This is a genomic window from Microbacterium esteraromaticum (assembly GCF_016907315.1).
Lineage (GTDB): Bacteria > Actinomycetota > Actinomycetes > Actinomycetales > Microbacteriaceae > Microbacterium > Microbacterium esteraromaticum.
Window position 1 is genome coordinate 3,205,097 of the sequence record NZ_JAFBBS010000001.1, and the last position, 23,191, is coordinate 3,228,287.

General features: G+C 68.7%; 22 protein-coding genes. 14 read left to right on the forward strand and 8 right to left on the reverse strand.

Annotated elements, in window-relative coordinates; all coding sequences use genetic code 11:
- The first annotated feature begins 172 nt into the window (after nucleotides 1-172).
- The 6 genes from leuC (at nucleotide 173) to JOE67_RS15280 (ending at nucleotide 6,557) form a co-directional block, all read left to right on the forward strand.
- On the forward strand, nucleotides 173-1,600 hold the full coding sequence (gene leuC, locus JOE67_RS15255) for a 3-isopropylmalate dehydratase large subunit (protein ID WP_204976415.1): 1,428 nt from the start codon (nucleotides 173-175) through the stop codon (nucleotides 1,598-1,600).
- Nucleotides 1,600-2,220 carry a 3-isopropylmalate dehydratase small subunit gene (leuD, locus tag JOE67_RS15260; RefSeq protein ID WP_204976417.1) on the forward strand — a complete coding sequence of 207 codons (621 nt, stop codon included), beginning with the start codon at nucleotides 1,600-1,602 and terminating at the stop codon, nucleotides 2,218-2,220. The genes leuC and leuD overlap by 1 nt, the downstream gene beginning before the upstream one ends.
- 104 nt (nucleotides 2,221-2,324) lie before the next feature.
- A complete protein-coding gene (gene murA / locus JOE67_RS15265; RefSeq protein WP_204976420.1) occupies nucleotides 2,325-3,689 on the forward strand; it encodes a UDP-N-acetylglucosamine 1-carboxyvinyltransferase in 1,365 nt (454 codons plus the stop codon).
- 4 nt (nucleotides 3,690-3,693) lie between these two features.
- Complete coding sequence (locus JOE67_RS15270) at nucleotides 3,694-4,443, forward strand: lysophospholipid acyltransferase family protein (RefSeq protein ID WP_204976421.1); 750 nt, start codon at nucleotides 3,694-3,696, stop codon at nucleotides 4,441-4,443.
- Nucleotides 4,433-5,569, forward strand: coding sequence for an NAD(P)H-dependent glycerol-3-phosphate dehydrogenase (locus JOE67_RS15275; protein ID WP_204976423.1), 1,137 nt, complete (start codon nucleotides 4,433-4,435; stop codon nucleotides 5,567-5,569). The genes JOE67_RS15270 and JOE67_RS15275 overlap by 11 nt, the downstream gene beginning before the upstream one ends.
- Entirely contained in the window at nucleotides 5,475-6,557 is a 1,083-nt protein-coding gene (locus tag JOE67_RS15280) for a D-alanine--D-alanine ligase family protein (protein ID WP_204976426.1), read from the forward strand. Before JOE67_RS15275 ends, JOE67_RS15280 begins: the two co-directional genes overlap by 95 nt.
- A 46-nt stretch (nucleotides 6,558-6,603) precedes the next feature.
- Here the strand turns inward: JOE67_RS15280 and JOE67_RS15285 are convergent, their stop codons facing one another.
- A complete protein-coding gene (locus tag JOE67_RS15285) occupies nucleotides 6,604-7,083 on the reverse strand; it encodes a DUF3515 family protein (protein ID WP_204976427.1) in 480 nt (159 codons plus the stop codon).
- 23 nt (nucleotides 7,084-7,106) lie between these two features.
- Here JOE67_RS15285 and thiL point away from each other — a divergent pair, with 23 nt between their 5' ends.
- Entirely contained in the window at nucleotides 7,107-8,111 is a 1,005-nt protein-coding gene (thiL, locus tag JOE67_RS15290; protein WP_204976428.1) for a thiamine-phosphate kinase, read from the forward strand.
- Nucleotides 8,112-8,129: 18 nt separating this feature from the next.
- Here the strand turns inward: thiL and rsmD are convergent, their stop codons facing one another.
- Complete coding sequence (gene rsmD, locus JOE67_RS15295; RefSeq protein ID WP_204976436.1) at nucleotides 8,130-8,705, reverse strand: 16S rRNA (guanine(966)-N(2))-methyltransferase RsmD; 576 nt, start codon at nucleotides 8,703-8,705, stop codon at nucleotides 8,130-8,132.
- Between the two features lie 54 nt (nucleotides 8,706-8,759).
- Between rsmD and JOE67_RS15300 the strand changes: the two genes are divergently transcribed.
- From JOE67_RS15300 to mutM, 6 genes are read left to right on the forward strand one after another with little or no spacing between them, the layout of a single operon-like run.
- Complete coding sequence (locus tag JOE67_RS15300) at nucleotides 8,760-10,931, forward strand: ATP-dependent DNA helicase RecG (RefSeq protein WP_204976437.1); 2,172 nt, start codon at nucleotides 8,760-8,762, stop codon at nucleotides 10,929-10,931.
- A gap of 25 nt (nucleotides 10,932-10,956) precedes the next feature.
- A complete protein-coding gene (gene coaD, locus JOE67_RS15305; RefSeq protein WP_204976438.1) occupies nucleotides 10,957-11,454 on the forward strand; it encodes a pantetheine-phosphate adenylyltransferase in 498 nt (165 codons plus the stop codon).
- Nucleotides 11,455-11,484: 30 nt separating this feature from the next.
- A complete protein-coding gene (locus JOE67_RS15310) occupies nucleotides 11,485-12,033 on the forward strand; it encodes a YceD family protein (protein WP_204976439.1) in 549 nt (182 codons plus the stop codon).
- A 2-nt stretch (nucleotides 12,034-12,035) separates the two neighbouring features.
- Nucleotides 12,036-12,245 (forward strand): 50S ribosomal protein L32, encoded by a 210-nt coding sequence (gene rpmF, locus JOE67_RS15315; RefSeq protein ID WP_204976440.1) that lies wholly within the window; start codon nucleotides 12,036-12,038, stop codon nucleotides 12,243-12,245.
- A gap of 11 nt (nucleotides 12,246-12,256) precedes the next feature.
- Nucleotides 12,257-12,949, forward strand: a complete 693-nt coding sequence (rnc, locus tag JOE67_RS15320) for a ribonuclease III (RefSeq protein ID WP_204976441.1) — start codon at nucleotides 12,257-12,259, stop codon at nucleotides 12,947-12,949.
- 6 nt (nucleotides 12,950-12,955) lie between these two features.
- Nucleotides 12,956-13,858, forward strand: coding sequence for a bifunctional DNA-formamidopyrimidine glycosylase/DNA-(apurinic or apyrimidinic site) lyase (gene mutM, locus JOE67_RS15325; protein ID WP_204976445.1), 903 nt, complete (start codon nucleotides 12,956-12,958; stop codon nucleotides 13,856-13,858).
- 113 nt (nucleotides 13,859-13,971) lie between these two features.
- On the opposite strand, the gene JOE67_RS15330 is transcribed toward mutM, so the two are convergent.
- The 6 genes from JOE67_RS15330 to JOE67_RS15355 all read right to left on the reverse strand — a co-directional run bounded on the left by JOE67_RS15330 (nucleotide 13,972) and on the right by JOE67_RS15355 (nucleotide 19,097).
- Nucleotides 13,972-14,490 (reverse strand): GNAT family N-acetyltransferase, encoded by a 519-nt coding sequence (locus JOE67_RS15330; RefSeq protein ID WP_204976446.1) that lies wholly within the window; start codon nucleotides 14,488-14,490, stop codon nucleotides 13,972-13,974.
- A 24-nt stretch (nucleotides 14,491-14,514) separates the two neighbouring features.
- Nucleotides 14,515-15,837: an FtsX-like permease family protein gene (locus JOE67_RS15335; protein WP_204976447.1), complete on the reverse strand. Its 1,323-nt coding sequence runs from the start codon at nucleotides 15,835-15,837 to the stop codon at nucleotides 14,515-14,517.
- Nucleotides 15,834-16,526 carry an ABC transporter ATP-binding protein gene (locus tag JOE67_RS15340; RefSeq protein ID WP_204976448.1) on the reverse strand — a complete coding sequence of 231 codons (693 nt, stop codon included), beginning with the start codon at nucleotides 16,524-16,526 and terminating at the stop codon, nucleotides 15,834-15,836. The genes JOE67_RS15335 and JOE67_RS15340 overlap by 4 nt, the downstream gene beginning before the upstream one ends.
- A gap of 84 nt (nucleotides 16,527-16,610) precedes the next feature.
- Nucleotides 16,611-17,714: a GNAT family N-acetyltransferase gene (locus JOE67_RS15345; protein WP_204976450.1), complete on the reverse strand. Its 1,104-nt coding sequence runs from the start codon at nucleotides 17,712-17,714 to the stop codon at nucleotides 16,611-16,613.
- Nucleotides 17,711-18,808, reverse strand: a complete 1,098-nt coding sequence (locus JOE67_RS15350; protein ID WP_239528178.1) for a GNAT family N-acetyltransferase — start codon at nucleotides 18,806-18,808, stop codon at nucleotides 17,711-17,713. The genes JOE67_RS15345 and JOE67_RS15350 overlap by 4 nt, the downstream gene beginning before the upstream one ends.
- A gap of 7 nt (nucleotides 18,809-18,815) precedes the next feature.
- Nucleotides 18,816-19,097, reverse strand: coding sequence for a hypothetical protein (locus JOE67_RS15355; protein ID WP_204976451.1), 282 nt, complete (start codon nucleotides 19,095-19,097; stop codon nucleotides 18,816-18,818).
- A 534-nt stretch (nucleotides 19,098-19,631) separates the two neighbouring features.
- Here JOE67_RS15355 and smc point away from each other — a divergent pair.
- Nucleotides 19,632-23,165: a chromosome segregation protein SMC gene (gene smc / locus JOE67_RS15360; protein ID WP_204976456.1), complete on the forward strand. Its 3,534-nt coding sequence runs from the start codon at nucleotides 19,632-19,634 to the stop codon at nucleotides 23,163-23,165.
- The last annotated feature ends 26 nt before the right edge of the window (nucleotides 23,166-23,191 follow it).

Below are 23,191 nucleotides of genomic sequence, written 5' to 3' on the forward strand. Positions count from 1 at the left end.
TTCCGCTGTGTGAAACACAGCGAAGGACCACCCGTCGACGCCGTGTAAACTGACCGGCATGCGGCGGGTGGTTCTTCTTCTTAGCAGCCGCGACGGGACCTCGATCTAAGGCCTTCCTCGTCGCGGAGTCCATCATGGGCCGACTCTTCGAGCCATCAAAGGAACACACCGCATGACCAGCAGCACAGCGCCGCGCACTCTGGCCGAGAAGGTCTGGGACGACCACCTCGTCGTCAAGGGCGAGAACGGCGAGCCCGACCTCATCTACATCGATCTGCACCTCGTGCACGAGGTCACCAGCCCGCAGGCCTTCGACGGTCTGCGCGCCGAGGGACGTCCGCTGCGGCGCCTCGATCTCACGATCGCGACAGAAGACCACAACACCCCGACGCTCGCGATCGACAAGCCGATCGCCGACCTGACCAGCCGCACCCAGATCGAGACCCTGCGCCGCAACGCGGCCGAGTTCGGTGTGCGCCTGCATTCCCTGGGTGACGCCGAGCAGGGCATCGTGCACGTGGTCGGCCCGCAGCTGGGGCTCACGATGCCGGGCATCACCGTGGTGTGCGGCGACTCGCACACATCCACCCACGGCGCGTTCGGCGCCATGGCGTTCGGCATCGGCACGAGCGAGGTCGAGCACGTCATGGCCACGCAGACGCTGCCGCTGAAGCCGTTCAAGACGATGGCGATCAACGTCGAGGGCACTCTGCGCCCCGGCGTCACCGCCAAGGACATCATCCTGGCCGTCATCGCGAAGATCGGCACCGGCGGGGGACAGGGCTACGTGCTCGAGTATCGCGGCAGCGCGATTCGTGCGCTCTCCATGGAGGGGCGCATGACGATCTGCAACATGTCGATCGAGGCCGGCGCACGCGCCGGAATGGTGGCGCCCGACGAGACGACGTTCGCGTACGTGAAGGACAAGCCGCACGCTCCTCAGGGACAGGACTGGGACGACGCGGTCGCCTACTGGCGCACACTGCCGACCGATGAGGGAGCGACGTTCGACGCCGAGGTCTTCATCGACGCGAACGAGCTCGAGCCGTTCGTCACCTGGGGTACGAACCCGGGGCAGGGCAGCTCGCTGTCTGCCTCCGTTCCCGACCCGGCAGCCTTCGCCGACGCCAACGAGCGCGCCGCAGCAGAGCGCGCCCTCGAGTACATGGACCTGGCTCCCGGCACCCCGCTGAAAGAGGTGAAGGTCGACGCCGTCTTCATGGGCTCGTGCACCAACAGCCGCATCGAGGACCTGCGTGCGTTCGCATCGATCATCGACGGCAAGAAGAAGGCCGACGGCGTGCGGGTGATGGTCGTGCCTGGCTCCGCGCGGGTGCGCATCGAGGCGGAGGCCGAGGGCATCGACAAGATCGTCGAGGCGTTCGGCGCCGAGTGGCGCTTCGCCGGATGCTCGATGTGCCTCGGCATGAACCCGGACCAGCTCGCACCCGGTGAGCGCTGCGCATCGACGTCTAATCGCAATTTCGAGGGCCGCCAGGGCAAGGGCGGCCGCACCCACCTGGTCTCGCCGCTGGTAGCGGCCGCGACCGCCATCCGCGGCACGCTGTCGAGCCCCGCAGACCTGGAGGCGAGCAACTGATGGAGAAGTTCACCACTCACACGGGGATCGCGGCGCCGCTGAAGCGCTCCAACGTCGACACAGATCAGATCATCCCGGCCGTCTTCCTCAAGCGCGTGACCAAGACCGGTTTCGAGGATGCGCTGTTCCACGGCTGGCGCCAGGACCCGGAGTTCGTGCTCAATCAGGCGGCATTCCAGGGCGCCTCCGTGCTCGTGGCGGGCCCCGACTTCGGTACCGGATCGAGCCGCGAGCACGCGGTGTGGGCGCTGCGCGACTTCGGATTCAAGGTCGTCCTCTCGTCTCGCTTCGCCGACATCTTCCGGGGCAACTCGGGCAAGCAGGGACTCCTCGCCGCGACGGTCGAAGAGGCCGAGATCGAGCGCATCTGGCAGCTGATCGACGAGCGTCCCGGCCGGCAGGTCGTGGTCGACCTCGAGGCCCGCACCGTCACGGTTCCCGGCGAGGCGTCCGACGCAGAGCCCGTCTTCCAGGCCTCCATCGGGATCGACGATTACACTAGATGGCGGCTCCTCGAAGGGCTCGATGACATCGGGCTCACCCTGCGCAATGAAGACAAGATCGCGCAGTTCGAGGCCCGCCGCGAATCGTGGCGGCCACGCACACTTCCGGTCCGATAGGAACGGGATGCCGTGGGCCGGGGGCCACAAGCCCCGCGGCATCCGCCGTAGATACGCAGACATCGCGGCGAACGCCACGACGTCCCGAAGAAGATGAGGCCCGAATGACGACACCGCCGCGAGTTGCTGTAGACGACCGGGTTCCGGCTCCAGCCGGATCCGTCCTCGCGATCCGCGGTGGCAGGCCGCTGCGCGGGCGCGTCGACGTCAAGGGGGCGAAGAACCTCGCCACGAAGGCGATGGTGGCGACCCTGCTCGGTGAGACCGCCAGCACGCTGCGTGATGTGCCCGATCTGAGCGACGTCGCCGTGGTGCGCTCGCTTCTCGAGGTGCACGGCGTCACCGTCACCGAGGGCGACGAGCCCGGTTCGCTGGTGCTCGACCCCAGCGAGGTCGAGTCCGCGCACTACGAGGAGATCGACGCTCACGCTGGCGCCTCGCGCATCCCGATCCTGTTCTGCGGCCCTCTGCTGCACCGTCTCGGTCAGGCGTTCATCCCCGACCTCGGCGGATGCCGCATCGGCGACCGTCCGATCGACTTCCACCTCGACGCTCTGCGCAAGTTCGGCGCGGTCGTCGAGAAGCAGCCGAGCGGGATCCGCCTCTCGGCGCCCAACGGTCTCAAGGGCGCCAACATCCACCTGCCCTACCCGAGCGTCGGCGCCACCGAGCAGGTGCTGCTGACCGCCGTCCGCGCGCAGGGCGTCACCGAGCTGCGCAACGCGGCCATCGAGCCCGAGATCATGGATCTCATCGCGGTGCTGCAGAAGATGGGCGCGATCATCTCGTACGAGCCCAACCGCGTCATCCTCATCGAGGGCGTCGAGACCCTGCGAGGGTACGACCACCGCGCCATCTTCGACCGCAACGAGGCGGCGTCGTGGGCATGCGCCGCGCTGGCCACCGACGGCGAGATCTTCGTCGCGGGCGCGAAGCAGCAGGAGATGCTCACGTTCCTCAACGTCTTCCGCAAGGCGGGCGGCTGGTTCGATGTGCAGGAGGACGGCATCCTGTTCCGTCGCGAGGGTGAGCTCAAGCCCGTCATCGTCGAGACCGACGTGCACCCGGGGTTCATGACCGACTGGCAGCAGCCGCTCATCGTCGCCCTGACACAGGCGAAGGGCCGTTCGATCGTGCACGAGACCGTGTACGAGAACCGCTTCGGATTCACGCAGGCCCTCGTGAAGATGGGGGCCGACATCGAGGTGTACCCCCACGGCCTTCAGGACGGACCGCGTCGTGTGCCGCGTCGCGAACTCGAGCAGGCAGCGGTCATCACCGGGCCGACGCCTCTGCACGCTGCCGACATCGTCGTGCCCGACCTGCGCGGCGGCTACAGCCACGTGATCGCCGCACTGGCCGCCGAGGGCGAGTCGCAGGTGTCCGGTGTCGACATCCTGAGCCGCGGCTACGAGAAGTTCCTCGACAAGCTCAGCGCCCTCGGCGCGGACTTCGACGTCGTCCGGTGAGCTGATGGCCGCCTCTGAACGGAGCCGCCCCAGCCTCTTCTGGCCGCTCGCCGCGATCGTCATCCCCCTGGTGTCGCTGCTGGCAAAGATCAGGGTGGTCGGCGCCGAGAAGCTCCCCCGCGAGGGTGCGTTCGTGCTGGCGCCGAACCACTACTCGGAATTCGATCCGCTGATCGTGGCCATCGCGGTGTACCGCAGCGGACGCCTGCCGCGCTTCATGGCGAAGGACAGCCTCTTCCGCATTCCGGTGCTCGGCTGGATCCTGCGCAAGACGGGCATGATCCCCGTCGCCCGGGCGTCGTCGGCGTCCGCCGCCAGGCAGACGCTCACGCAGTCCCGCGAACTCGTCGAGAACGGCCGGGGAGTGATCGTGTACCCCGAGGGGACCCTCACTCGCGACCCCGACATGTGGCCGATGCGCGGCAAGTCCGGTGCGGTGAGACTCGCGCTCACCGGTGACCTCCCGCTCATCCCGATGGCGCAGTGGGGCACTCAGGAGATCATGGGCCGCTACCAGAAGGGTCTCAGCCTGTGGCCTCTGCGCAAGCCCGTACGTGTGCTCATCGGCGACCCGGTCGATCTGTCCGACCTGCGCGGACGCGCCGGCGACCCCGGTGTTCTGAGCGCCGCCACTGACCGGCTGATGGCCGCGATCACGGCGCTGCTCGAGGAGCTGCGCGACGAGAAGGCCCCCGCCAAGCGCTGGAACCCCGGCGAGCACGGCCAGAAGGAGACGGGTCGCCTTGATTCATAAGCGCACGCCGCAGCCCTCCGGCACCCGTGCGGCCGTCGTCGGCGCCGGCAGCTGGGGCACGACCTTCGGCAAGATCCTGTCCGACGGCGGGGCGCAGGTCACGATGTGGGCTCGCCGGCCCGAGCTCGCGCATGAGATCGACGAGGCGAAGCGCAACTCGAAGTACCTGCCTGGTATCAACCTGCCGCGGACCATGCGCGCGACCCACGAGCTGGCACACGCGCTCGAGGGGGCAGAGCAGGTGTACCTGTCGGTGCCCAGTCAGACCCTTCGTGAGAATCTCAAGGCTCTGCGTCCGCTTCTCGCGGGACATGACATCCCGATCATCAGCCTGATGAAGGGCGTCGAGCGCTCGTCGGGCCTGCGCATGAGCCAGGTGATCGAGCAGGAGCTGCGCTGCGATCCAGACCGGATCGCGGTGGCGTCCGGCCCCAACCTCGCGCTGGAGATCGCTCGAGAGCAGCCGACGGCCGCCGTGATCGCCTCCCGCAGCCAGGAGACGGCGGATGCCGTGGCTCGCACGGCTCGCAACAGGTACTTCCGCTCATTCGTCAACACCGACGTCATCGGCACCGAGTTCGGCGGTGTGCTGAAGAACCTGATCGCGGTCGCGATCGGCATCGTCGACGGCGTCGGATACGGCGAGAACACGAAGGCCTCGATCATCACACGCGGTCTAGTCGAGATGACCGACTTCGCCGTCGCCAACGGCGCGCGTCCCGAGACCCTGCAGGGCCTCGCCGGCCTCGGCGACCTGATCGCGACCTGCCAGTCGCCGCTCAGCCGCAACAACACCGCCGGGCGCCTGCTCGGTCAGGGCTACAGCTTCCACGATGTGGTCAAGCAGATGAATCAGACCGCCGAGGGACTCGCCTCGGTCGCTCCGATCCTGCAGCTCGCCCATGAGTCCGAAGTGCACATGCCCATCGTGGAGCAGGTGAAGATGGTGCTGGACGGCCGTATGGACCCCCGCGACATCGCACCGCACCTGACCACCGACGACGACACTCCTCAGGAGGAGATGACCAACCATGGACAAGCAGACGGTGGCGGTGCTCTTCGGCGGGCGTTCCAGCGAGCATTCGATCAGTTCCGCAACGGCGGGCGGGGTGCTGGCGGCGATTGATCGGGACCGCTACCACGTCATCCCCGTGGGGATCACGCGCGAGGGCGCGTTCGTCCTCGAGCAGGACGATCCTGCCAAGTTCACCCTGAACGCCGAGAGCATGCCCGAGGTCATCGACAACGGCACCCGCATCCGCTGGCCAGAGGCCGGGGGAGACCGGATGCTGCGGGTCGTCGCACCCGACGGGTCGCTGGTCGATCTCGGCACGGTCGACGTCGTCCTGCCGATTCTGCACGGCGCGCACGGCGAGGACGGCACGATCCAGGGGTTCTTCGACATCCTCGAGATCCCCTATGCGGGCGGGGGAGTGCTCGACTCGGCGATGTGCATGGACAAGCACTTCATGAAGGTCGCTCTCGAGGCCGACGGCATAGCCGTCGCACCGTGGGTGACGGTTCGGCAGCGCGCGTGGCAGAGGGATTCGGCGCCTCTGCGCGCCGCGATCGCCGAGCTCGGCCTGCCGCTGTTCGTGAAGCCCGCTCGCGCGGGGTCGAGCGTGGGCGTGTCGAAGGTCGCCGACCTCGGCGAGCTCGATGCGGCGCTCGAGATCGCGTTCGCGGAGGACGAGAAGGTGCTCGTCGAAACGGGCATCGTCGGCCGCGAGATCGAGGTGGCGATCCTGGATTCGACCGACGGGGTGCGGGCTTCGCTGCCGGGGGAGATCGTGCTCACCTCCCGCGGCTTCTACGACTTCGAGGGCAAGTACCTCGGGGGCGAGGGCGTCGACGTGGTCTGTCCTGCCGAGCTGTCGGATGCCCAGATCGCTGCGGTGCAGCAGGTGGGCGTGCGCGCGTTCGAGGCGGTCGACGGCAAGGGCCTCGCCCGCGTCGACGTGTTCCTGACCGCCGACGGCGAGATCGTCGTCAACGAGCTCAACACCATGCCCGGCTTCACCCCGATCTCGATGTTTCCCAAGTGCTGGATCGCCTCGGGTCTGAGCTACGGCGACCTCATCACCGAGCTGGTCGAGGGCGGCTTGCGCCGCTGACGGTGCTGGTGCGCTCGAGCGCTGCGAGCTCGGGCCTGCCGACGCGTTACTCGGACAGCTCGTCCGGCGTCGTGCAGGCGCTCTCGGCGTCGATCATGCGCAGGCCCGAGACGAGACCAGGGCTCGTCAGCACCTTGTTGGCGCTGACGAGCTCGGTGTCGACGAACACCTGGACGGCGGGGTTGCGACCGTATGACGTCATGCGCATCTTCGGAGCCTCCGACTCGTCGACGAGCCAGTCGATGCCTTCCAGTGTCACGCACTGCAGTTCTGCGGTCGGGCCTGGCACCGTCACACCGCACGTCACGATGACGGTCGTCTTGCCGTCCGAGCCGTAGGCACCGGTCGCCTGGGCGTCCGTCCAGCGGCGATCCTGCTCGGCGATGCTCGCAGGCAGACGCACCGTGACCTCGGCGCACTGCGGATTGTTCGCGTCGTCGGCCGGCGTCAGCGCGACCGTGGTAGAGCAGCCGGTCAGAGCGAGCATCGCCGCTGCACAGGTGATCAGAGTGAGACGGCGAAGCATGATTCCAGGCTACCGTTGTCGGCATGGCACCCGGATCCGACGACGACCCGCGCATCGGCGACATCTCGGAGGGAAGGGTGCTTCGAGCCATCCTCGCGCGCACCGCCCCGGCAGCGCACACGCTGCTCGGTCCTGGTGACGACGCGGCCGTGGTGGCTGCGCCGTCGGGGTCGGTCGTGGCGACCGCAGACACTCTCGTGGAAGGTCCCGATTTCCGGCTCGCGTGGTCGAGCGGATTCGACCTCGGCTGGAAGTCGGCCGCCGTCAACCTCGCGGACGTTGCGGCGATGGGCGCCGTGCCCACCGCGCTGCTCGTCTCGCTGGCAGTGCCCGCCGACACGCGCCTGTCGTTCGTCGAGGCGATGGCCGACGGCTTCCGCGAGTGCTGCGCTCAGCTTGCTCCCGGGTGCTCGGTGGTCGGTGGCGATCTCACGGTCTCGGAGCTGCTGGTCGTCGCGGTCACCGCTCTGGGAGACCTCGGAGGACGCGCCGCTGTCACCCGCGCGGGTGCCACGCCGGGCGACGCTGTCGCCGTCGCCGGTGAGCTGGGCGTCGCCGCCGCGGGTCTCGGTCTGCTGTTCGGTCGCTTCCGCGACGGGACGACGCCGGTGCAGCTCGATCGCTCGGCGCTGGATGCTGTGCAGCGAGGCGCAGTGGACCGGCAGCTGCGCCCCATGCCGCCCATCGCGCTCGGGCCGGCGGCGGCGGATGCCGGTGCCACCGCGATGATGGACGTGTCGGATGGCCTCGCTCTGGACGCCTCGAGGATCGCTGACGCCTCGCGCGTGACGATCGAGTTCTCAGGGGCGGCGCTGGACGAGCTGGCGTTCGGCGGAGCTCGCGACCGGGCTCTGGGCGGTGGAGAGGACCATGGCCTGCTCGCGACCTTCCCCGCAGGCAGGGTGCCGGAGGGGTTCGTGCAGATCGGCACGGTGATCGCCCGCGCGGGCGCACCGGTGCTCGTCGACGGGGCGCCCGTCACCGAGACAGGGTGGGACCCGTACCGCGACTGGGATCACACGCGCTGACTGCGCAACGACGAGGACTCAGGCACCGCCGTGGGCGCGCTCTGCCCACCATACGCGGGTGTCTCCGTAGGCCTTCTCTCGCAGCATCGTGAGGCCGGAGGCGTCGAGATCCGGGGGCGTGGCGCGCTTGCCGCGCTCGATGACGACCACCGCGTCCGCCGAGAGCAGCGGAGCGAGGGCGACCAGATCGGCGGTCATCGCCGCATCGACGAGGTCGTAGGGCGGATCGGTGAACACGAGGTCGAACGGTCCCTGCGCCCGTGAGAGGTAGGCCCGCACCGCGCTCTGATGCACCTTCGCGACGGGTGCGGCTCCCATGGCCTTGGCCACCACTGCGGCGTTGCGCCCGACGATGTTCGCCGCCGGCCGCGAGATCTCCACGAGATCGACGCGCTCGGCACCGCGGCTCCACGCTTCGAGGCCCAGCGCGCCGCTGCCTGCGTACAGGTCCAGCACGCGCGCGCCGGAGATGGCATCCATCGATTCCAGGGCTCCGAAGAGCGACTCCCGCACCCGGTCGCTGGTGGGGCGGGTGCCTGCACCCGGCACGTCCAGACGTGCGCCGCGCGCGGCGCCGGCGATGATCCTCGTCACCCGATCACGATACGACACGGCGGGGATGTCTCCGGTTCTCCCTAGACTCGGAGCATGCCCCTCGAGCTCGACACGCCGCTGACGACCGCCGTCGGCACGTCCACGGCCAAGACCCTCGACAAGGCGTTCGGCATGACCACCGTGGCCGAGCTGCTCGGGCACTATCCGCGTCGCTATGCCGACCGTGGTGAGCTGACGCCGATCCTCGAGCTGCCGATCGGCGAGACGGTCACCATCGTCGGCGAGGTGGTCTCGGCGACCGCACGCGAGATGCGCAACCGCCGCGGTGCGATGCTCGAGGTCATCATCGGCGATGGCGTGGGGCAGATGTCGCTGACCTTCTTCGCGAAGAACCTGGGTCAGGCCGAATGGCGGAAGAAGGAGCTGTCGGTCGGGCGTCGTGGCATCTTCTCGGGCAAGGTCGGCATGTTCAAGGACAGGGTGCAGTTCGCCCACCCCGACTACCAGCTCTTCGACGACACCGAGAGCGCGTACCGGCAGGCCGATGCGCTGCAGGACGTGCCCATCCCGATCTATCCGGCCACCTCGGCCATGCAGAGCTGGCAGATCGCCAAGGTGATCGGCGCCGTGCTCGATCAGGTCGGCGACGTGCCGGACCCGCTCTCCGACGAGATCCGCGCCCGAGAGGGGCTGCTGACGGCGCGCCAGGCGATCGAGTCGATCCACCGGCCCCGGCGCCGCGCCGACATCGACCCCGCGATCCGCACACTGCGCATGCACGAGGCATTGGTGCTGCAGACCGCCCTGCTGCAGCAGCGGATGCAGGTGCGCTCACTCACGGCGACTCCGCGGGTGTCGCACCCCGGTGGACTGCTCGAGCGCTTCGACGCGATCCTGCCGTTCACTCTCACCCCAGACCAGCAGCGCGTAGGCGCTGAGATCGCCGCCGATCTCGCCGCAGATCGTCCGATGAACCGGCTCATCCAGGGCGAGGTCGGTTCCGGCAAGACGCTCGTCGCGCTGCGCGCGATGCTGCAGACCGCCGAGTCCGGGGGACAGGCGGCGCTCATCGCCCCTACCGAGGTGCTCGCCGCGCAGCATCTCCGCTCGATCACCAAGATGCTCGGTCCCGACATGTCCGCCGAGCTCATCCCGACCCTCCTCACCGGCCAGATGTCTGCGCCTGCGCGGCGCAAGGCGGCGCTGCGCGTGGCATCGGGTCAGTCGCTGATCGTGATCGGCACTCATGCTCTGCTGTCGGAGAAGACGACCTTCGCCGATCTCGCGCTCGTCGTGGTCGACGAGCAGCACCGGTTCGGCGTCGAGCAGCGCGAGATGCTTCGGGCGAAGGGCACGGCGCCCCACGCGATCGTGCTGACGGCGACGCCGATTCCCCGTACCGTCGCGATGACCGTGTTCGGCGACCTCGATACGTCGGTGATCCGGTCGATGCCGGCAGGGCGTGCGGGCATCACGACGCACGTGGCGCCGCTGGCCGAGCACCCGGAGTGGTTCCAGCGCGTCTGGGCGCGCGCGGCCGAGGAGATCGCTGAGGGCAGGCAGGTGTTCGCGGTCTGCGCGGCGATCGACACCACCAAGGACTCCGGCGAGTCCGGCGACGAGCCCCCTCCGGACGTCGAGGGAAAGGGCCCGCGATGGGGTGTGGTGCAGCTCGACGAGCTGCTGGCGACGCATCCCGTGCTGGGCGGAGTGCGCAGGGCGGTCCTGCACGGCAAGATGCCCGCGGAAGAGAAGGATGCCGTGATGCGCGCCGTCGCGCGCGGCGAGATAGATCTGCTCATCGCGACCACCGTGATCGAGGTCGGTGTCGACGTCCCCAACGCATCGACCATGGTCATCCTCGACGCCGACCGCTTCGGCGTCTCGCAGCTGCATCAGCTGCGCGGCCGCGTGGGGCGAGGCGAGCACCCTGGTCTCTGTCTCCTCGTGACAGAGGCGGAAGGCGGCTCGCTCGCCCGCGAACGAGTCGAGGCGGTGGCTGCGACGCTCGACGGCTTCGAGCTCGCCGAGGTCGATCTCGAGCTTCGCGGCGAGGGCGATGTGCTCGGGGCCGCGCAAGCAGGCGTCAAGTCGTCGCTTCGTCTGCTGCGGGTCGTGAAGGACGCGGGGCTCATCGCGTACGCGCGCGACATCGCTGCCGACATCCTGAAGGTCGACCCGGCGCTGCTCGAGCACTCCGGACTCCGCATCGCGATCGCCGGACGGGTGAGCGAATCGGACCGGGCGGCGCTCAGCAAGAACTGAGGGGACAGTGCCCTAGGCTGGTGTCGTGAATTCTCGGATCGCCGTCGTTCCCGGGTCTTTCGACCCGCCCACCCTGGGTCACCTCTATGTCATCTCGCGTGCGGCTCGTCTCTACGACGAACTGCACGTTCTCGTGGTGCACAACCCCGGCAAAGAGGCGATGCTGCCGATCGCGCAGCGTCTCAGTCTGCTCGAGCAGTCGATCGCCGAGGCCGGCATCGAGGGTCACATCATCGTCGGTTCCTGGAGCATGGGCCTCCTGGTCGACTACGCGCGCGATGTGGACGCGGGCGTGCTGGTCAAGGGCATCCGCTCGCAGGTCGACGTGGCCTACGAGTCGCCGATGGCGATCGTGAACCGCCACCTCGCCGACATCGAGACGGTCTTCCTGCTGCCAGACCCCGCCCACGCCATGGTGTCGAGTTCGCTGGTGCGTCAGGTCGCGGGTCTGGGCGGCGACGTCTCGCCGTTCGTGCCGCCCGTGGTCGCCTCGTTCCTCGACACCGGAGCTCGCGGGCTCTGAGCCGGGTAGCATGGCGGGGTGAAATCCCGAGTGAACGGCCCCTTCTTCCTTCCCGTCCGCGACATCGTCCGCAAGCCGGGAGAGATGCGCGAGCACCGCTTCGAGGTAACCCTCGCAGAGAAGTGGGGTGAGGGCATCGTCGCGGTCGAAGCCGGCGAGACCCTTGATCTCGACGTGCGTCTGGAGTCCGTCCACGAGGGCATCCTCGTGTCGGGAACGGCGGATACGGAGTACTCCGGAGAGTGCGGTCGCTGCCTCACAGAGATCTCTGCGCCTGTCGAAGTCGAGTTCCAGGAGCTTTTCGCGTATCCTGGTGAGGAAGAAACTGACTTCGAAGTTCAAGACGACCACGTGGATCTTGAAACTCTGGTCAGGGATGCGATCGTGTTGTCGCTTCCTTTTCAGCCGGTGTGTCAGCCGGACTGCCCGGGTCTCGACCCGAACACGGGTGAGAGGCTGGCCGAGAGCACTGGCGCAGAGAGCCCCGCTCCCATCGATCCTCGATGGAGTGCGCTCCGACAGATCACAGACCAGGACGGTGCGGCAGAGAGCCGCCCCGCCGAGAAAGAAGAGAGCTAGTCATGGCTGGTAACCCCCCGAAGCGCAAGGTCTCCCGTTCGAACACCCGCTCGCGCCGCGCGCAGTGGAAGGCCGAGGCTCCCGCGCTGGTCAAGACCGTCGAGAACGGCAAGGTCGTCTACAGCCGCCCGCACCAGGCGAAGGTCGTCAGCGACTCGCAGGGCACCGAGCTGTTCCTCGAGTACAAGGGCCGCAAGGTCGCCGACGCCTGATCGGATCGGTCATGACCGAGATTCTCGCGAGGAGAGCCTCGCTGATCGAGAAGCTCGGCGTGGACATCGATCCCGAGCTGCTGGAACGGGCGCTCACGCACCGTTCCTACGCCTACGAGCACGGCGGCATCCCGAACAACGAGCGTCTTGAGTTCCTCGGGGACTCGGTGCTCGGACTCGCGGTGACCGTCATGCTCTTCACTACGCACCCCGACCTCGACGAGGGCGAGCTGGCGAAACGACGCGCGAGCGTCGTGTCGACCGTCGCCCTCGCCGAGGTCGCTCGCGGTATCGGCCTCGGTGACCACCTGCGCCTCGGCCGGGGCGAAGAGCAGACCGGTGGGCGTGACAAGGACTCGATCCTCGCCGACACCATGGAGGCCGTCTTCGGCGCGACGTTCCTGTCGGCCGGGCCGGATGCTGCGACCGAGCTGGTGCTGCGGCTGACGGAGCCGCTGCTGGCCGACCCCGAGCGGTACGGCGCGGCGATGGATCCGAAGACGAGCCTGCAGGAGCTCGCAGCGCGGCTGGGGTCGACCCCGCCCATCTACTCGGTGGAGTCCGCCGGCCCCGACCACGACCGCGTCTTCACGGCGACGGTGCGGGTGGGTGACCTGGCCTGCACGGGAGTGGGCACGAGCAAGAAGACCGCAGAGATGGCCGCTGCGCTCACCGCCTGGCGACAGCTCAGCGACCGGGTCTGAATCGGCGTGCCCGAACTCCCTGAAGTCGAGGTCGTGCGCCACGGCCTCGCCCCTGCGGTCACCGGCGCCAGAGTGCTGTCGGTCGATGTGCTCGATGAGCGCGCGCTCACCAGGCATCCGCGCGACGCCGCTGACTTCGTCGGACGGCTCGAAGGGCGGGACGTCCGAGGCGCGGCGCGCCGAGGCAAGTTCCTCTGGCTGCCCCTCGCAGACCGCGCCGCAGAGCCGGAGGCTCTCGTCGCGCACCTCGGCATGAGCGGGCAGATGCTGCTCCGGGATCCGGACGCACCCCTCGAGCGCCACGAGCGTGTGCGGCTGCGTATCGAGCATCCGGATCACGGTGTGCTCGCGGTCGTCTTCGCGGATCAGCGCACCTTCGGCTCGCTGGCCGTCGACAGGCTGCTGCCGACTCCCGACTCTGCTCCTGGCGGTTACGGCAGCGCGGACGCGCGGGTTCCCTCCCAGGTCGCGCACATCGCTCGCGATGCTCTCGACCCCGCGTTCGACGAGACGATGTTCATCACGAAGGTTCGGCGTCGATCGAGCGCGATCAAGCGGATCCTGCTGGATCAGACGCTCGTGAGCGGCATCGGCAACATCTACGCCGACGAATCGCTGTGGGCTGCGCGGATTCACCCCGAGACCCACGGCACGGCGATCTCGCTACAGGCGCTGCGCCGCCTGATGGCCGAGGTGCGCCTGGTGCTCGAGAAGGCCCTCGCTGAGGGCGGAACGAGCTTCGATGCGCAGTACGTGAATGTGAACGGACAGGCCGGGTACTTCGCGCACAGCCTGAACGCCTACGGCCGCGGGGGAGACGCATGCCCGCGTTGCGGGGGCCCGATACGTCGCGAGGCGTTCATGAACCGCTCGAGCCACTACTGCCCGCGATGTCAGCGGAGGCGCTGAGAGCGACCGTCTGACCGGCGTCGTCATCGCGGTCGTGGTCATGCGTGACCGCGCAGATGGGGCCGGCAGCCCGCGCTGAACGGGACGATCGCGGATGCGACCGGCTCGCGGACTCAGGCTGCAGGACGGTCGATCGCGAAGGCCAGATGCGGCATGGCCACACCGCGGTAGTTCTTCATGAAGCGGCCACGCACCGTCATCCCGAGCCGGATCGCGACGTTCATCGAGGCGATGTTCGTATCGCGCACCTGCGCCCAGACCCGGTCCGCTTGCAAGGTGGTGAACGCGTGATCCCGGCAGCCCGTCGCCGCCTCGGTGGCGTATCCGCGATGCCAGTGCGCCCGGTTGAAGAGGTAGCCGACCTCGATGACGTCGTCGTCGAGGATGTGCTGCCGGGTGAGTCCGCATTGGCCGATCATCTCGCCGCTCTCACGGAGAATCACGGCCCACAGCCCGAAGCCGTCGTCGCGGTAGCGGTCGCGCATCCGCTGGAACCACGCCTGCACCATCTCCTCGTCGAACGCTCCTTCGTACGCGGTCATGGTCTCGGCATCCTGCAGAATGGCGCGCAGCGCCGGCAGATCGTCCTCGGTCATCTCACGCAGCTCGAGACGCGGTGTGCGCAGGATCATCCGATCAGTCTGCCAGCGCCGCCGTCACACCGTCGTGAACGCCGGTCGAAGCAGTGGGCGCGTCGCGAGAGTGCTGAGCCACACCAGCAGGATGCCCGAGGCGAGCACTGCGGCGATCGTGAGCAGTGAGAGCGGAGCGATGATCAGCGTCATCCCCAGAAGAGGGAACACCACGACGCCCGCGCACACAGCCGAGCCGAGCGCCGTGACCAGCAGCGGCGACATGATCGCCCGCCGGCGCGCCGCATCCACCGTCTGCATCGGCATTCCCAGGTGATGCAGACTGCGATGCAGACCGCGCTGGTCGAGTACATCGGATGCCTGAGTGACGCCGACGGACGCGGCCACCATGAGGAACGATGCGACCAGAGTGATGATCAGGCCCGTGCGCATGTCGACGATGAGCTGAAGATCAGCGGATGCCGGATTCGAGGCGCTCATGACGTCCATGAGCGACACACCGGTGCCGGCGAACACCGCTATGAAGCTCGCCATCGCGACGCCGCCGACCTGCCGCCACGCGGCCTTGGGATCGTCCAGCACGGTGCGGGCAGCGAGGAGGCGAACTGCCGTCGTCGCGGTCTTCGCCTGACGACGGGACGCCACCTTCAGCGCCCACGGTCCGACCAGGTTCAGCAGGGCGAGCGCCCCGCCGAACAGCGCCGCGAGCAGCGCCGCCATCGACACCGCCCCCGCAAGCGACGGCACGAGCTGCGCCAGCGCGAACGCGCCCGCCAGCAGCAGCACGGCGAGTACAGCCCGCAGCCAGTGAGCGCCCGATGCCTGGGCGCGCATCCGCACGCCGAGGGGCGAGACGACGACCCTGCGAAGCCCCAGGACCGCACTGGCCGCGGCGAGCAGCAGCGCACCGGCGGCGATCGCGGCGATCTGCAGGGGTGAAAGGAGCACGGCCGACGCGCCGAGAGCCGCGCCTCGGAACGGGACGAGCCCGATGAGGGGCGAGAGCAGAAGATGACCCAGCACGCCCACGATCGCGCCCGCGGCGGCGATCAGAGTGGACTCGATCACGGTCAGCGCGCCTACCGCTGCGGGAGTGGCGCCGAGCAGTCGTAGCGTCGAGAGGCGCTCGTCGCGCCGGCGCGCCGACAGACGGGCGGCTGCACCCCCGAGTGAGGCCAGGGGGATGACGAGCAGTACCAGGGCGACGGCGGCGAGCACCTGATAGACCATCGCGTACTCGTCGTCCCATGCCCAGAACGACTGCGCGCCGCCGACGACCGTCAGCACGAGGGCGGTCACGATCGCGAACGCGGTAGCAGGGATGACGATGGTCGCCGCACTCCCAGGGGCTGGGCGAAGCAGCATCCGGATCACGCCGGGGTTCATGCCTGCACCTCCGAGACGATCGCACCATCGCGCATCGACAGCGTGCGCGAGCAGCGCGCGGCGACCTGAGGATCGTGCGTGACGACGACCAGTGTGCGTCCCTGGCCGGTGGTTGACCAGAGCAGCGCATCCATCACCTCGCTCGATGTGTGGGAGTCGAGGGCTCCTGTCGGTTCGTCGGCGAAGATGAGCTCGGCCCCGGTGACCTGCGCGCGAGCGATCGCAACGCGTTGCGCCTGCCCGCCCGACAGCTCGCCGATCCGGCGCTCCTCCCTGCCCGCAAGCCCGAGGGACTGCAGCCACCCGGCCGCGTGCGTGATGGCCGCGGGTCGCTTCATCCCGTTGATCATGAGAGACAGCGCCACGTTCTCGATCGCGGTCAGCTCGGGGATCAGCAGTCCTTGCTGGAACACGAATCCGAAGCGCTCGCGCCTCAGCCCCGACCGCGCGGATTCGCTGAGGGCGGTGACATCGACGGGCGCACCGGAGGCGGGATGGAAGGACACTGCTCCGGCGTCGGGGCTCACGATGCCGGCGAGCACGTGCAGCAGGGTCGTCTTGCCCGAACCAGACGCCCCCATGATGGCGAGAGACTCGCCCCGGCGCACCTCGACATCCACACCGGCGAGGGCGCGAGTCGCGCCGTAGGACTTGGTCAGGGTTCGAGCGGAGAGCACGGAATCGGTCATGAATCCAGCATCCGGCTCGGCACCCCGCCGGATCATCGCACCGGAGGATGATCCCCTGAGCAGGGGATCATCCTCCGGGATGATTCAGTCGAGCTTCTTCTGCCAGGCGCCCGCATACGACGCGGGAGTGAAGCCCATCGCCTCGTTGATGTCGAGCATCGGGCGGTTCTCCTCGGCGTTGAACGTGGTGATGCGCGGTGACTGCGGCGCGATGCCCCGCCACCGCAGGATGTTGGCGCACTTCACGATCTGTCCCAGGCGATGGCCACGATGCTCCTTGAGCACGAGAGTGCAGTACTGGTGAGTCACCCCTTCGGGATCGCTGCCCGTGACGAGCTCGTTGAATGCGGCCAGCGTGCCCGTGGGCACATGCTCGACCGCTGACACCGAGACCGTCTGGCCGCCGTCGACGAATCGTGCGTCTCGCCTCGCGATGCGATCGCCGTCCCAGATCTCCTCATCGATCTCGAGATCTCCGCTCGGGGCGTCCGTCGACATCCGCGACAGCGCCCACGCGTATCCCGATCGCAACTCGGGCGGCGTCGGCACGGTCCATTCGACCAGCCTGTAGTCGGCGCCCGCGACAGCTAGTGCGTCGGCGAGCATCCGCTCGATCGGAGCGAGATCGCCCTGCAGGTCGAAGGCGCTGTTGCGCTCCACCTGCTCGAGCGTGAAGCCGTCGTCGGCCAGCAGCTGCGCGTGCGGCGTACGCGACACGCGACCCCACCCGGTCTTCGGAATCAGCGGCGCCTCGCCCGGCGCCGGCCGGTGCAGTGTCCAGGCCTGGATCACCTTGCGGCCGAGTGCACGCACTTCGGCTTCCGCCGCGGCGAGCAGCGCCGTCTCGATACCACGTCCCCAGTTCTCGGGGAGAACCATCAGGTCGACCTCGGCGCTCGTGGGCTCGGCCGTCGCGTGGCTCACCGTCACCGCCCCGACGATCTCGCGCCCCTCGCGGGCGAGCAGAGTGAGATGCACCTCGTCGGTGCTCTCGCGCCAGTGCGGCAGCATCTCCTCGGCGCTTCGGTCGAAGTCGCGCAGGCCCGTGTCACTCAGGCAGATGGCATTGTTCAGGGCGACGAACGCGTGGAACTCCGTCGCATCCGCGCTGTCGAGCGTCTCCGGTACGGTCAGCTCTGTGATCGTGAGAGCCGCGGCGGCCCCATCGGCGGTCGTGGTCAGGCTCATGTGAGGTCCTTCCTCCAGGCGCCTTCATAGGCGATCGGTGTGAAGCCGACGGCTTCGTTGATGGAGAGCATCGGCCGGTTCTCCTCGGCGTTGTACGTGGTGACACGGGGTGAAAGAGGGTGGCGCTCGCGCCAGGCGAGCAGCCCTGCGGTCTTCACCAGCATCCCGAGTCGGTGCCCGCGGTGTCCGGAGAGCACGAGGGTGTCCCACTGGTGGGAACCGGCCGACGGATCGTCGCCGATCGCGAGTTCGTTGAACGCGCACAGCTCGCCGGTCGTCACGTGCTGAGCCGCCGTGACGAGCATCGACCATCCGCGCTGGGCGATGCGGGAGTCCTGGCGCCGCACTCGATCGGCGTCCCAGGTCTCCTCGGGCATGCCGAGCTCGCCGTCGGGCGCGTCGGTCGACATGCGCGACTTCATCCACGCATACCCGTCGATGTGCTCGTCGGGGGTGGGGATCATCCACTGCACCACGCGGTAGTCACCCGCATGTGCGGTCGCATCGTCACGAAGCGCCGCGATCCGATCCACGGTGCCCTCGCCCCAGACCAGCGCACTCCCGCGGGCGACCTGTTCGAGCCGGAAGCCCTCGCGCTGAAGGAAGCGCGCCGTGCGGTCGAGGGGAGCGGAGCCGAATCCAGTGGGGGAGTCGAGCCGGGGCAACGCCGCCTCGCCGTCGTGGTGCCCCGACCAGTTGAGCAGCTTGCGCACGCCGGCATCCCGCGCCACCCTCTCGACCTGCGCGTATGCCGCCGGACCGATTCCGCGGCCCCACGCGCGGCGAAGCAGGGCGACGGTCACGAACGCGGTCTCGCCGCCGTCGTCGAGCACGATGTCGAGCGCGCAGCGCCCGACGGTGTCGCCGTCGAGCTCGATCGCCCAGTGGCGTCGATCCCGGTCGGGGGTGGACGAGAGCGTCGACAACAGCTCCGAGGCCGTGAGGCAGTCATCGTCGCGGCCGGTGGCCTCGATGAGCATCTCGTTGCGGACGGCAGCGTAGGCGCGAACAGCGGGGGACGACCCCGCGTCCGCTCGGGCGGTGAGCTCGAGCGGACGCAGGGTCGCGCCGGCGGGAAGGGTGATGGACATCATCTGCCTCTCAGAGCATGTTGCGCTGCAGGCCCCAGGCCAGCAGGTTGATCGCCTCGGTCTCACGGATGGGTCGGCGGTCGAGATCCGGTGTGAGAGTGGTGGCGGTCGCACGAGCCCTGGTGCTGCGCTGCAGCAGCCAGAGTCCGATCCGGAAGGAGAGTCGGCCGGTGAGCGTCAGACGCTGCAGACCGTCTCGGTCGGGGATGCTGATGGTCTGACGACCCTCGGTATCCGGCGGATGGATGGATGTGGATTGCTGCCGGTGGTCGGTCAGCAGAACGGTGCTCACGATGTGTGCGCTTTCTGTAGAGATGGCTGGGCGAAGCCACCGCCGCGGACGGCGGAGTCGGCGCCCGGGGACGCAGCATCGCCGAGAGACGGGCCGATACGGAGTTCGACCCGCGTCAGGATGCTGACGGGCGTGGCCCGACGTGCGGGCGGAGGTCGGCTGCCGGAAAGGCGGCGACGGCGATCATCGATCAGACGCTCGGAGGCGTCTGTGAAATCGGAAGAGGCGGGGTGGTTCTAGCCCTGAGAACGGGCGAAGGTCACCGACACGGCGGCGTATGGCGCGCGCACTGGCGACTTGGTGCAGAACCAAGCGGCGTTGTTGTTCGTAATCATCGGTGACCCCCTCTCTTGTGATCGGACGTAACGCTAGTGAAGATTCACAGCCCGCGTCAAGCATTTCATCCCGCGTCGGCGTGTCGCACCACGTCGTCAGTCGGTTCGAACGTGCGTGAAACGGCGCGGAATCCCCGTCATTCCGGCTGTTCTCCGGTAGCGTCTCACGCGTGGACCCCATGACCCCGAAGGCGCCGGCATGCACCTGAAGAGCCTGACGCTGAAGGGCTTCAAGTCGTTCGCCCAGCCGACCTCATTCGTGTTCGAACCCGGGGTGACGTGCATAGTGGGGCCGAACGGCTCCGGCAAGTCGAATGTCGTCGATGCCCTCGCCTGGGTGATGGGGGAGCAGGGGGCCAAGACACTCCGCGGCGGCAAGATGGAGGACGTCATCTTCGCCGGCACGTCGACCCGCGGACCACTCGGCCGCGCCGAGGTGCAGCTGACGATCGACAACAGCGACGGCGCCCTGCCCATCGACTACGCCGAGGTGACGATCAGCCGCACCCTGTTCCGCAACGGCTCCAGCGAGTACGCGATCAACGGGTCGAGCTGCCGCCTTCTCGACGTGCAGGAGCTGCTCAGCGACTCCGGCCTGGGGCGGGAGATGCACGTCATCGTCGGTCAGGGCAGGCTCGACACCGTGCTGCAGGCGTCGCCCGAGGACAGGCGGGGCTTCATCGAAGAGGCCGCCGGCATCCTGAAGCACCGTCGCCGCAAGGAGAAGACGGTCCGCAAGCTCGACGCTATGGAGACCAACCTCACCCGGCTCAGCGACCTCGCAGGGGAGATCCGGCGCCAGCTCAAGCCGCTCGGTCGCCAGGCCGAGATCGCGCGAGAGGCGCAGACGATCGCCGCCGTGGTCAGGGATGCCAAGGCGCGGCTCTTCGCCGACGACGTGGTGGCCCTGCGTTCAGCCCTCGCCGATCACACCCGCACGGAGCACGAGAGGCACACCGAGCGACTCGTGCTCTCGGAGCAGGCCGACGCCGTGCGCGTCGGCATCCAGCGACTCGAGCAGCAGCAGAACTCGGCCGCCGTCGACCGGGCGCGCAGCATCGCGTTCGCGCTGGAGCAGTCGCAGGAGCGCATGCGCAGCCTCTACACGCTCGCGAATCAGCGCCTCGCCCTGCTCGGCAGCGAGGAAGACGATGCGGTCACGGCCATAACCGTCACGCAGGACACGATCGACGAGGCTGGAGATGAGGTCACGCGCATCTCGGAAGGGCTCGGCGACGCGCAGGATGCTGCTGTCGCGGCCAGCCGCGAGGTCGTGAACGCCCGCGCTGAGCTCGACACCCTCGACGTCGACATCGCCGAGCAGAGCGCGCTGGTGTCGAAGTACGACATGCGCCTGAGCACGTTGCGCGGCAACGCCGACGCCGCCGCCTCGGCACTCGCAGCTGTACGCGGCGCCGTGCTGCGGCAGGAGCAGGCCCTCGAGTCGGCGCATCAGCGGCGCAGGGAGGCCGCCGACGCGCTGGAGGCGATCGACGAGGCGCACGCCCCTGAAGGCTCGGCAGCCGAGTTCGCCGCCGCCTACGACGCAGCGCAGAAGGAGGTCACGGCGTCGGAAGCCGAGCGCGACTCCCTGCGCGAGCGGCTGCATGAGGCGGAGCGCGAGGCGGACTCGCTGACCGCCAAGGCCGCCGCGCTCACCAGCGCGCTCTCGCTGTCTGGCGGCGCGGCCGAAATCGTGGCATCCGGTGTGTCAGGCGTACGCGGGCTGGTGGGCGACTCGGTGCAGGTCAGGGCTGGATTCGAGAGTGCGATCGCCGCCGTGCTCGGACCGCTCGCCGAAGGCGTCCTCGTCGATGAGCCGCACGTCGCTTTCACTCTCGTCGCTGAGGGAACCAGAGGGACGGTCGATTTCGTGATCGCGGAGGGCACGGTCGCCGCCGAGGCGATCGGCACGAGTGTCGACGGTGTCGTGCCGGCCATCGACGTCGTCGATGCGCCTCACGGCGTGCGCGGGCTGCTCGCCGCCGTGCTGGTCGCCGACGACCTCGCCGCGGCGCGCACGGCCAGAGCGGCGCTGGACCAGCTGGGGGACGACAGGTCGACCATCGTCACGAAGAACGGCGAGGTCGTCACCGCGCACACCCTGCGCGGTGGATCGGGCGAGGCCTCACGGCTCGAGCTCGCCGCGGAGCGCGATGCCGCAGCCGAGCGGCTCGCCGAGGTCAGGACCGTCGTCGACGCGCTGAGGGAGGCCCGCATCGATGCCACCGATCGCGTGGAGACGGCGCGCCGCGTGGCGAAGGATGCACTGAGAGCGCTGCGCGAGCATGATGCGGCGCTCGCGAACCACGCGGAGCAGCTCAACAGGGTGACCGTGCAGCACGAGGCCGCAGTCGCCGAGTGCGATCGCCTGGAGACGAGTCTCGCGCAGGCGCAGTCGGCCGTCGCTGACGCCGAGCAGAAGGCGGAAGCAGCGAAGGCGGAGCTCCGGGCAGCCGAGTCCGAGCCGCGCCCTGTGCTGGACGCCTCCGCTCGCGATGGACTTCTTGAGGCACTGGAATCCGCTCGTGAATCAGAGGTGCGCGCACGGCTCGAGATCGAGATGCTGCGGGAACGCGTGCGTGCCGCGCAGGCGCGAGTCGTCGCCCTCGAGCGCCAGCGCGAACAGGAGCGTGACGCCGCCGCGGAGGCCGCACGACGGGCGGTGATCCGCCGCGGGCAGCGAGCCGCCGCATCGGCAGTCGCTGAGGAGCTGCCGCGCGTGCTCGACTCGATCGATCGGTCCGTCAGCGAGGCGCGCGTCGCCCTCGCCGCGGCCGAGGCAGAGCGTTCCGCACACAATGAGGAGCTCGTCTCTCTGCGCAAGCAGGAGACCGCGCTGCGAGACCGTCTCGCCGCGCTCACCGAGAGCGTTCACGGCCTCGAACTCCAGATCCACGAGAAGAAGCTCCACCTGAGCAGCCTGCTAGACCGAGTGGCGTCAGAACTCGCACTCGAGGAGGATATTCTCGTCCCGGAATATGGTCCGGATCAGCCGATCCCCCGTGATCCAGGCGCTGCGACAGATGACGATGACGAGCACGAGGCCGGGGCCGTCCCGTTCGACCGCCGCGTTCAGGAGCGCCGGCTGAAAGAGGCGGAGCGCAAGCTGGCGCAGCTCGGCCGGGTCAACCCGCTCGCGCTCGAGGAGTTCGCCGCTCTGGAGCAGCGGCATGCCTTCCTCACCGAGCAGCTCGCCGACCTCACAAAGACGCGGCAGGACCTGCTCACGATCATCGCCGAGCTCGACGAGCGCATGCAGACGATCTTCGCGGCGGCCTTCGAAGACACGAAGCAGGCGTTCGGCGAGGTCTTCCCGCTTCTGTTCCCCGGGGGCTCCGGCAGCATCTCGCTCACCAATCCGGACGACATGCTGACGACCGGCATCGAGGTGGCCGTTCGGCCGGTCGGCAAGAAGATCGAGCGGCTCTCACTGCTGTCGGGCGGTGAGCGGTCTCTCGCGGCCGTCGCCCTGCTCGTCGCGATCTTCAAGGCCCGTCCGAGCCCCTTCTACATCCTCGACGAGGTAGAAGCGGCGCTCGACGACGCGAACCTGGGCCGTCTGCTGACGGTCTTCGAGCAGCTGCGCGAGAGCTCGCAACTGCTGGTGATCACGCATCAGAAGCGCACTATGGAGATCGCGGACGCGCTGTACGGCGTGTCGATGCGGCAGGACGGCGTGTCGGCAGTGGTCGGTCAGCGTGTGGGCGATCGGGCCGCAGCCTCGGCCTGATCCCCATCGGGGATTCTGCACCCATA

Bases quoted from the DNA above. Each gene is read 5' to 3' on its own strand.
- leuC (WP_204976415.1), top strand. From the start codon at position 173: ATGACCAGCAGCACAGCGCCGCGCACTCTGGCCGAGAAGGTCTGGGAC.
- leuD (WP_204976417.1), top strand. From the start codon at position 1,600: ATGGAGAAGTTCACCACTCACACGGGGATCGCGGCGCCGCTGAAGCGC.
- murA (WP_204976420.1), top strand. From the start codon at position 2,325: ATGACGACACCGCCGCGAGTTGCTGTAGACGACCGGGTTCCGGCTCCA.
- JOE67_RS15270 (WP_204976421.1), top strand. From the start codon at position 3,694: ATGGCCGCCTCTGAACGGAGCCGCCCCAGCCTCTTCTGGCCGCTCGCC.
- JOE67_RS15280 (WP_204976426.1), top strand. From the start codon at position 5,475: ATGGACAAGCAGACGGTGGCGGTGCTCTTCGGCGGGCGTTCCAGCGAG.
- JOE67_RS15285 (WP_204976427.1), bottom strand. From the start codon at position 7,083: ATGCTTCGCCGTCTCACTCTGATCACCTGTGCAGCGGCGATGCTCGCT.
- thiL (WP_204976428.1), top strand. From the start codon at position 7,107: ATGGCACCCGGATCCGACGACGACCCGCGCATCGGCGACATCTCGGAG.
- JOE67_RS15300 (WP_204976437.1), top strand. From the start codon at position 8,760: ATGCCCCTCGAGCTCGACACGCCGCTGACGACCGCCGTCGGCACGTCC.
- rpmF (WP_204976440.1), top strand. From the start codon at position 12,036: ATGGCTGGTAACCCCCCGAAGCGCAAGGTCTCCCGTTCGAACACCCGC.
- rnc (WP_204976441.1), top strand. From the start codon at position 12,257: ATGACCGAGATTCTCGCGAGGAGAGCCTCGCTGATCGAGAAGCTCGGC.
- JOE67_RS15330 (WP_204976446.1), bottom strand. From the start codon at position 14,490: ATGATCCTGCGCACACCGCGTCTCGAGCTGCGTGAGATGACCGAGGAC.
- JOE67_RS15335 (WP_204976447.1), bottom strand. From the start codon at position 15,837: ATGAACCCCGGCGTGATCCGGATGCTGCTTCGCCCAGCCCCTGGGAGT.
- JOE67_RS15340 (WP_204976448.1), bottom strand. From the start codon at position 16,526: ATGACCGATTCCGTGCTCTCCGCTCGAACCCTGACCAAGTCCTACGGC.
- JOE67_RS15345 (WP_204976450.1), bottom strand. From the start codon at position 17,714: ATGAGCCTGACCACGACCGCCGATGGGGCCGCCGCGGCTCTCACGATC.
- JOE67_RS15350 (WP_239528178.1), bottom strand. From the start codon at position 18,808: ATGATGTCCATCACCCTTCCCGCCGGCGCGACCCTGCGTCCGCTCGAG.
- smc (WP_204976456.1), top strand. From the start codon at position 19,632: ATGCACCTGAAGAGCCTGACGCTGAAGGGCTTCAAGTCGTTCGCCCAG.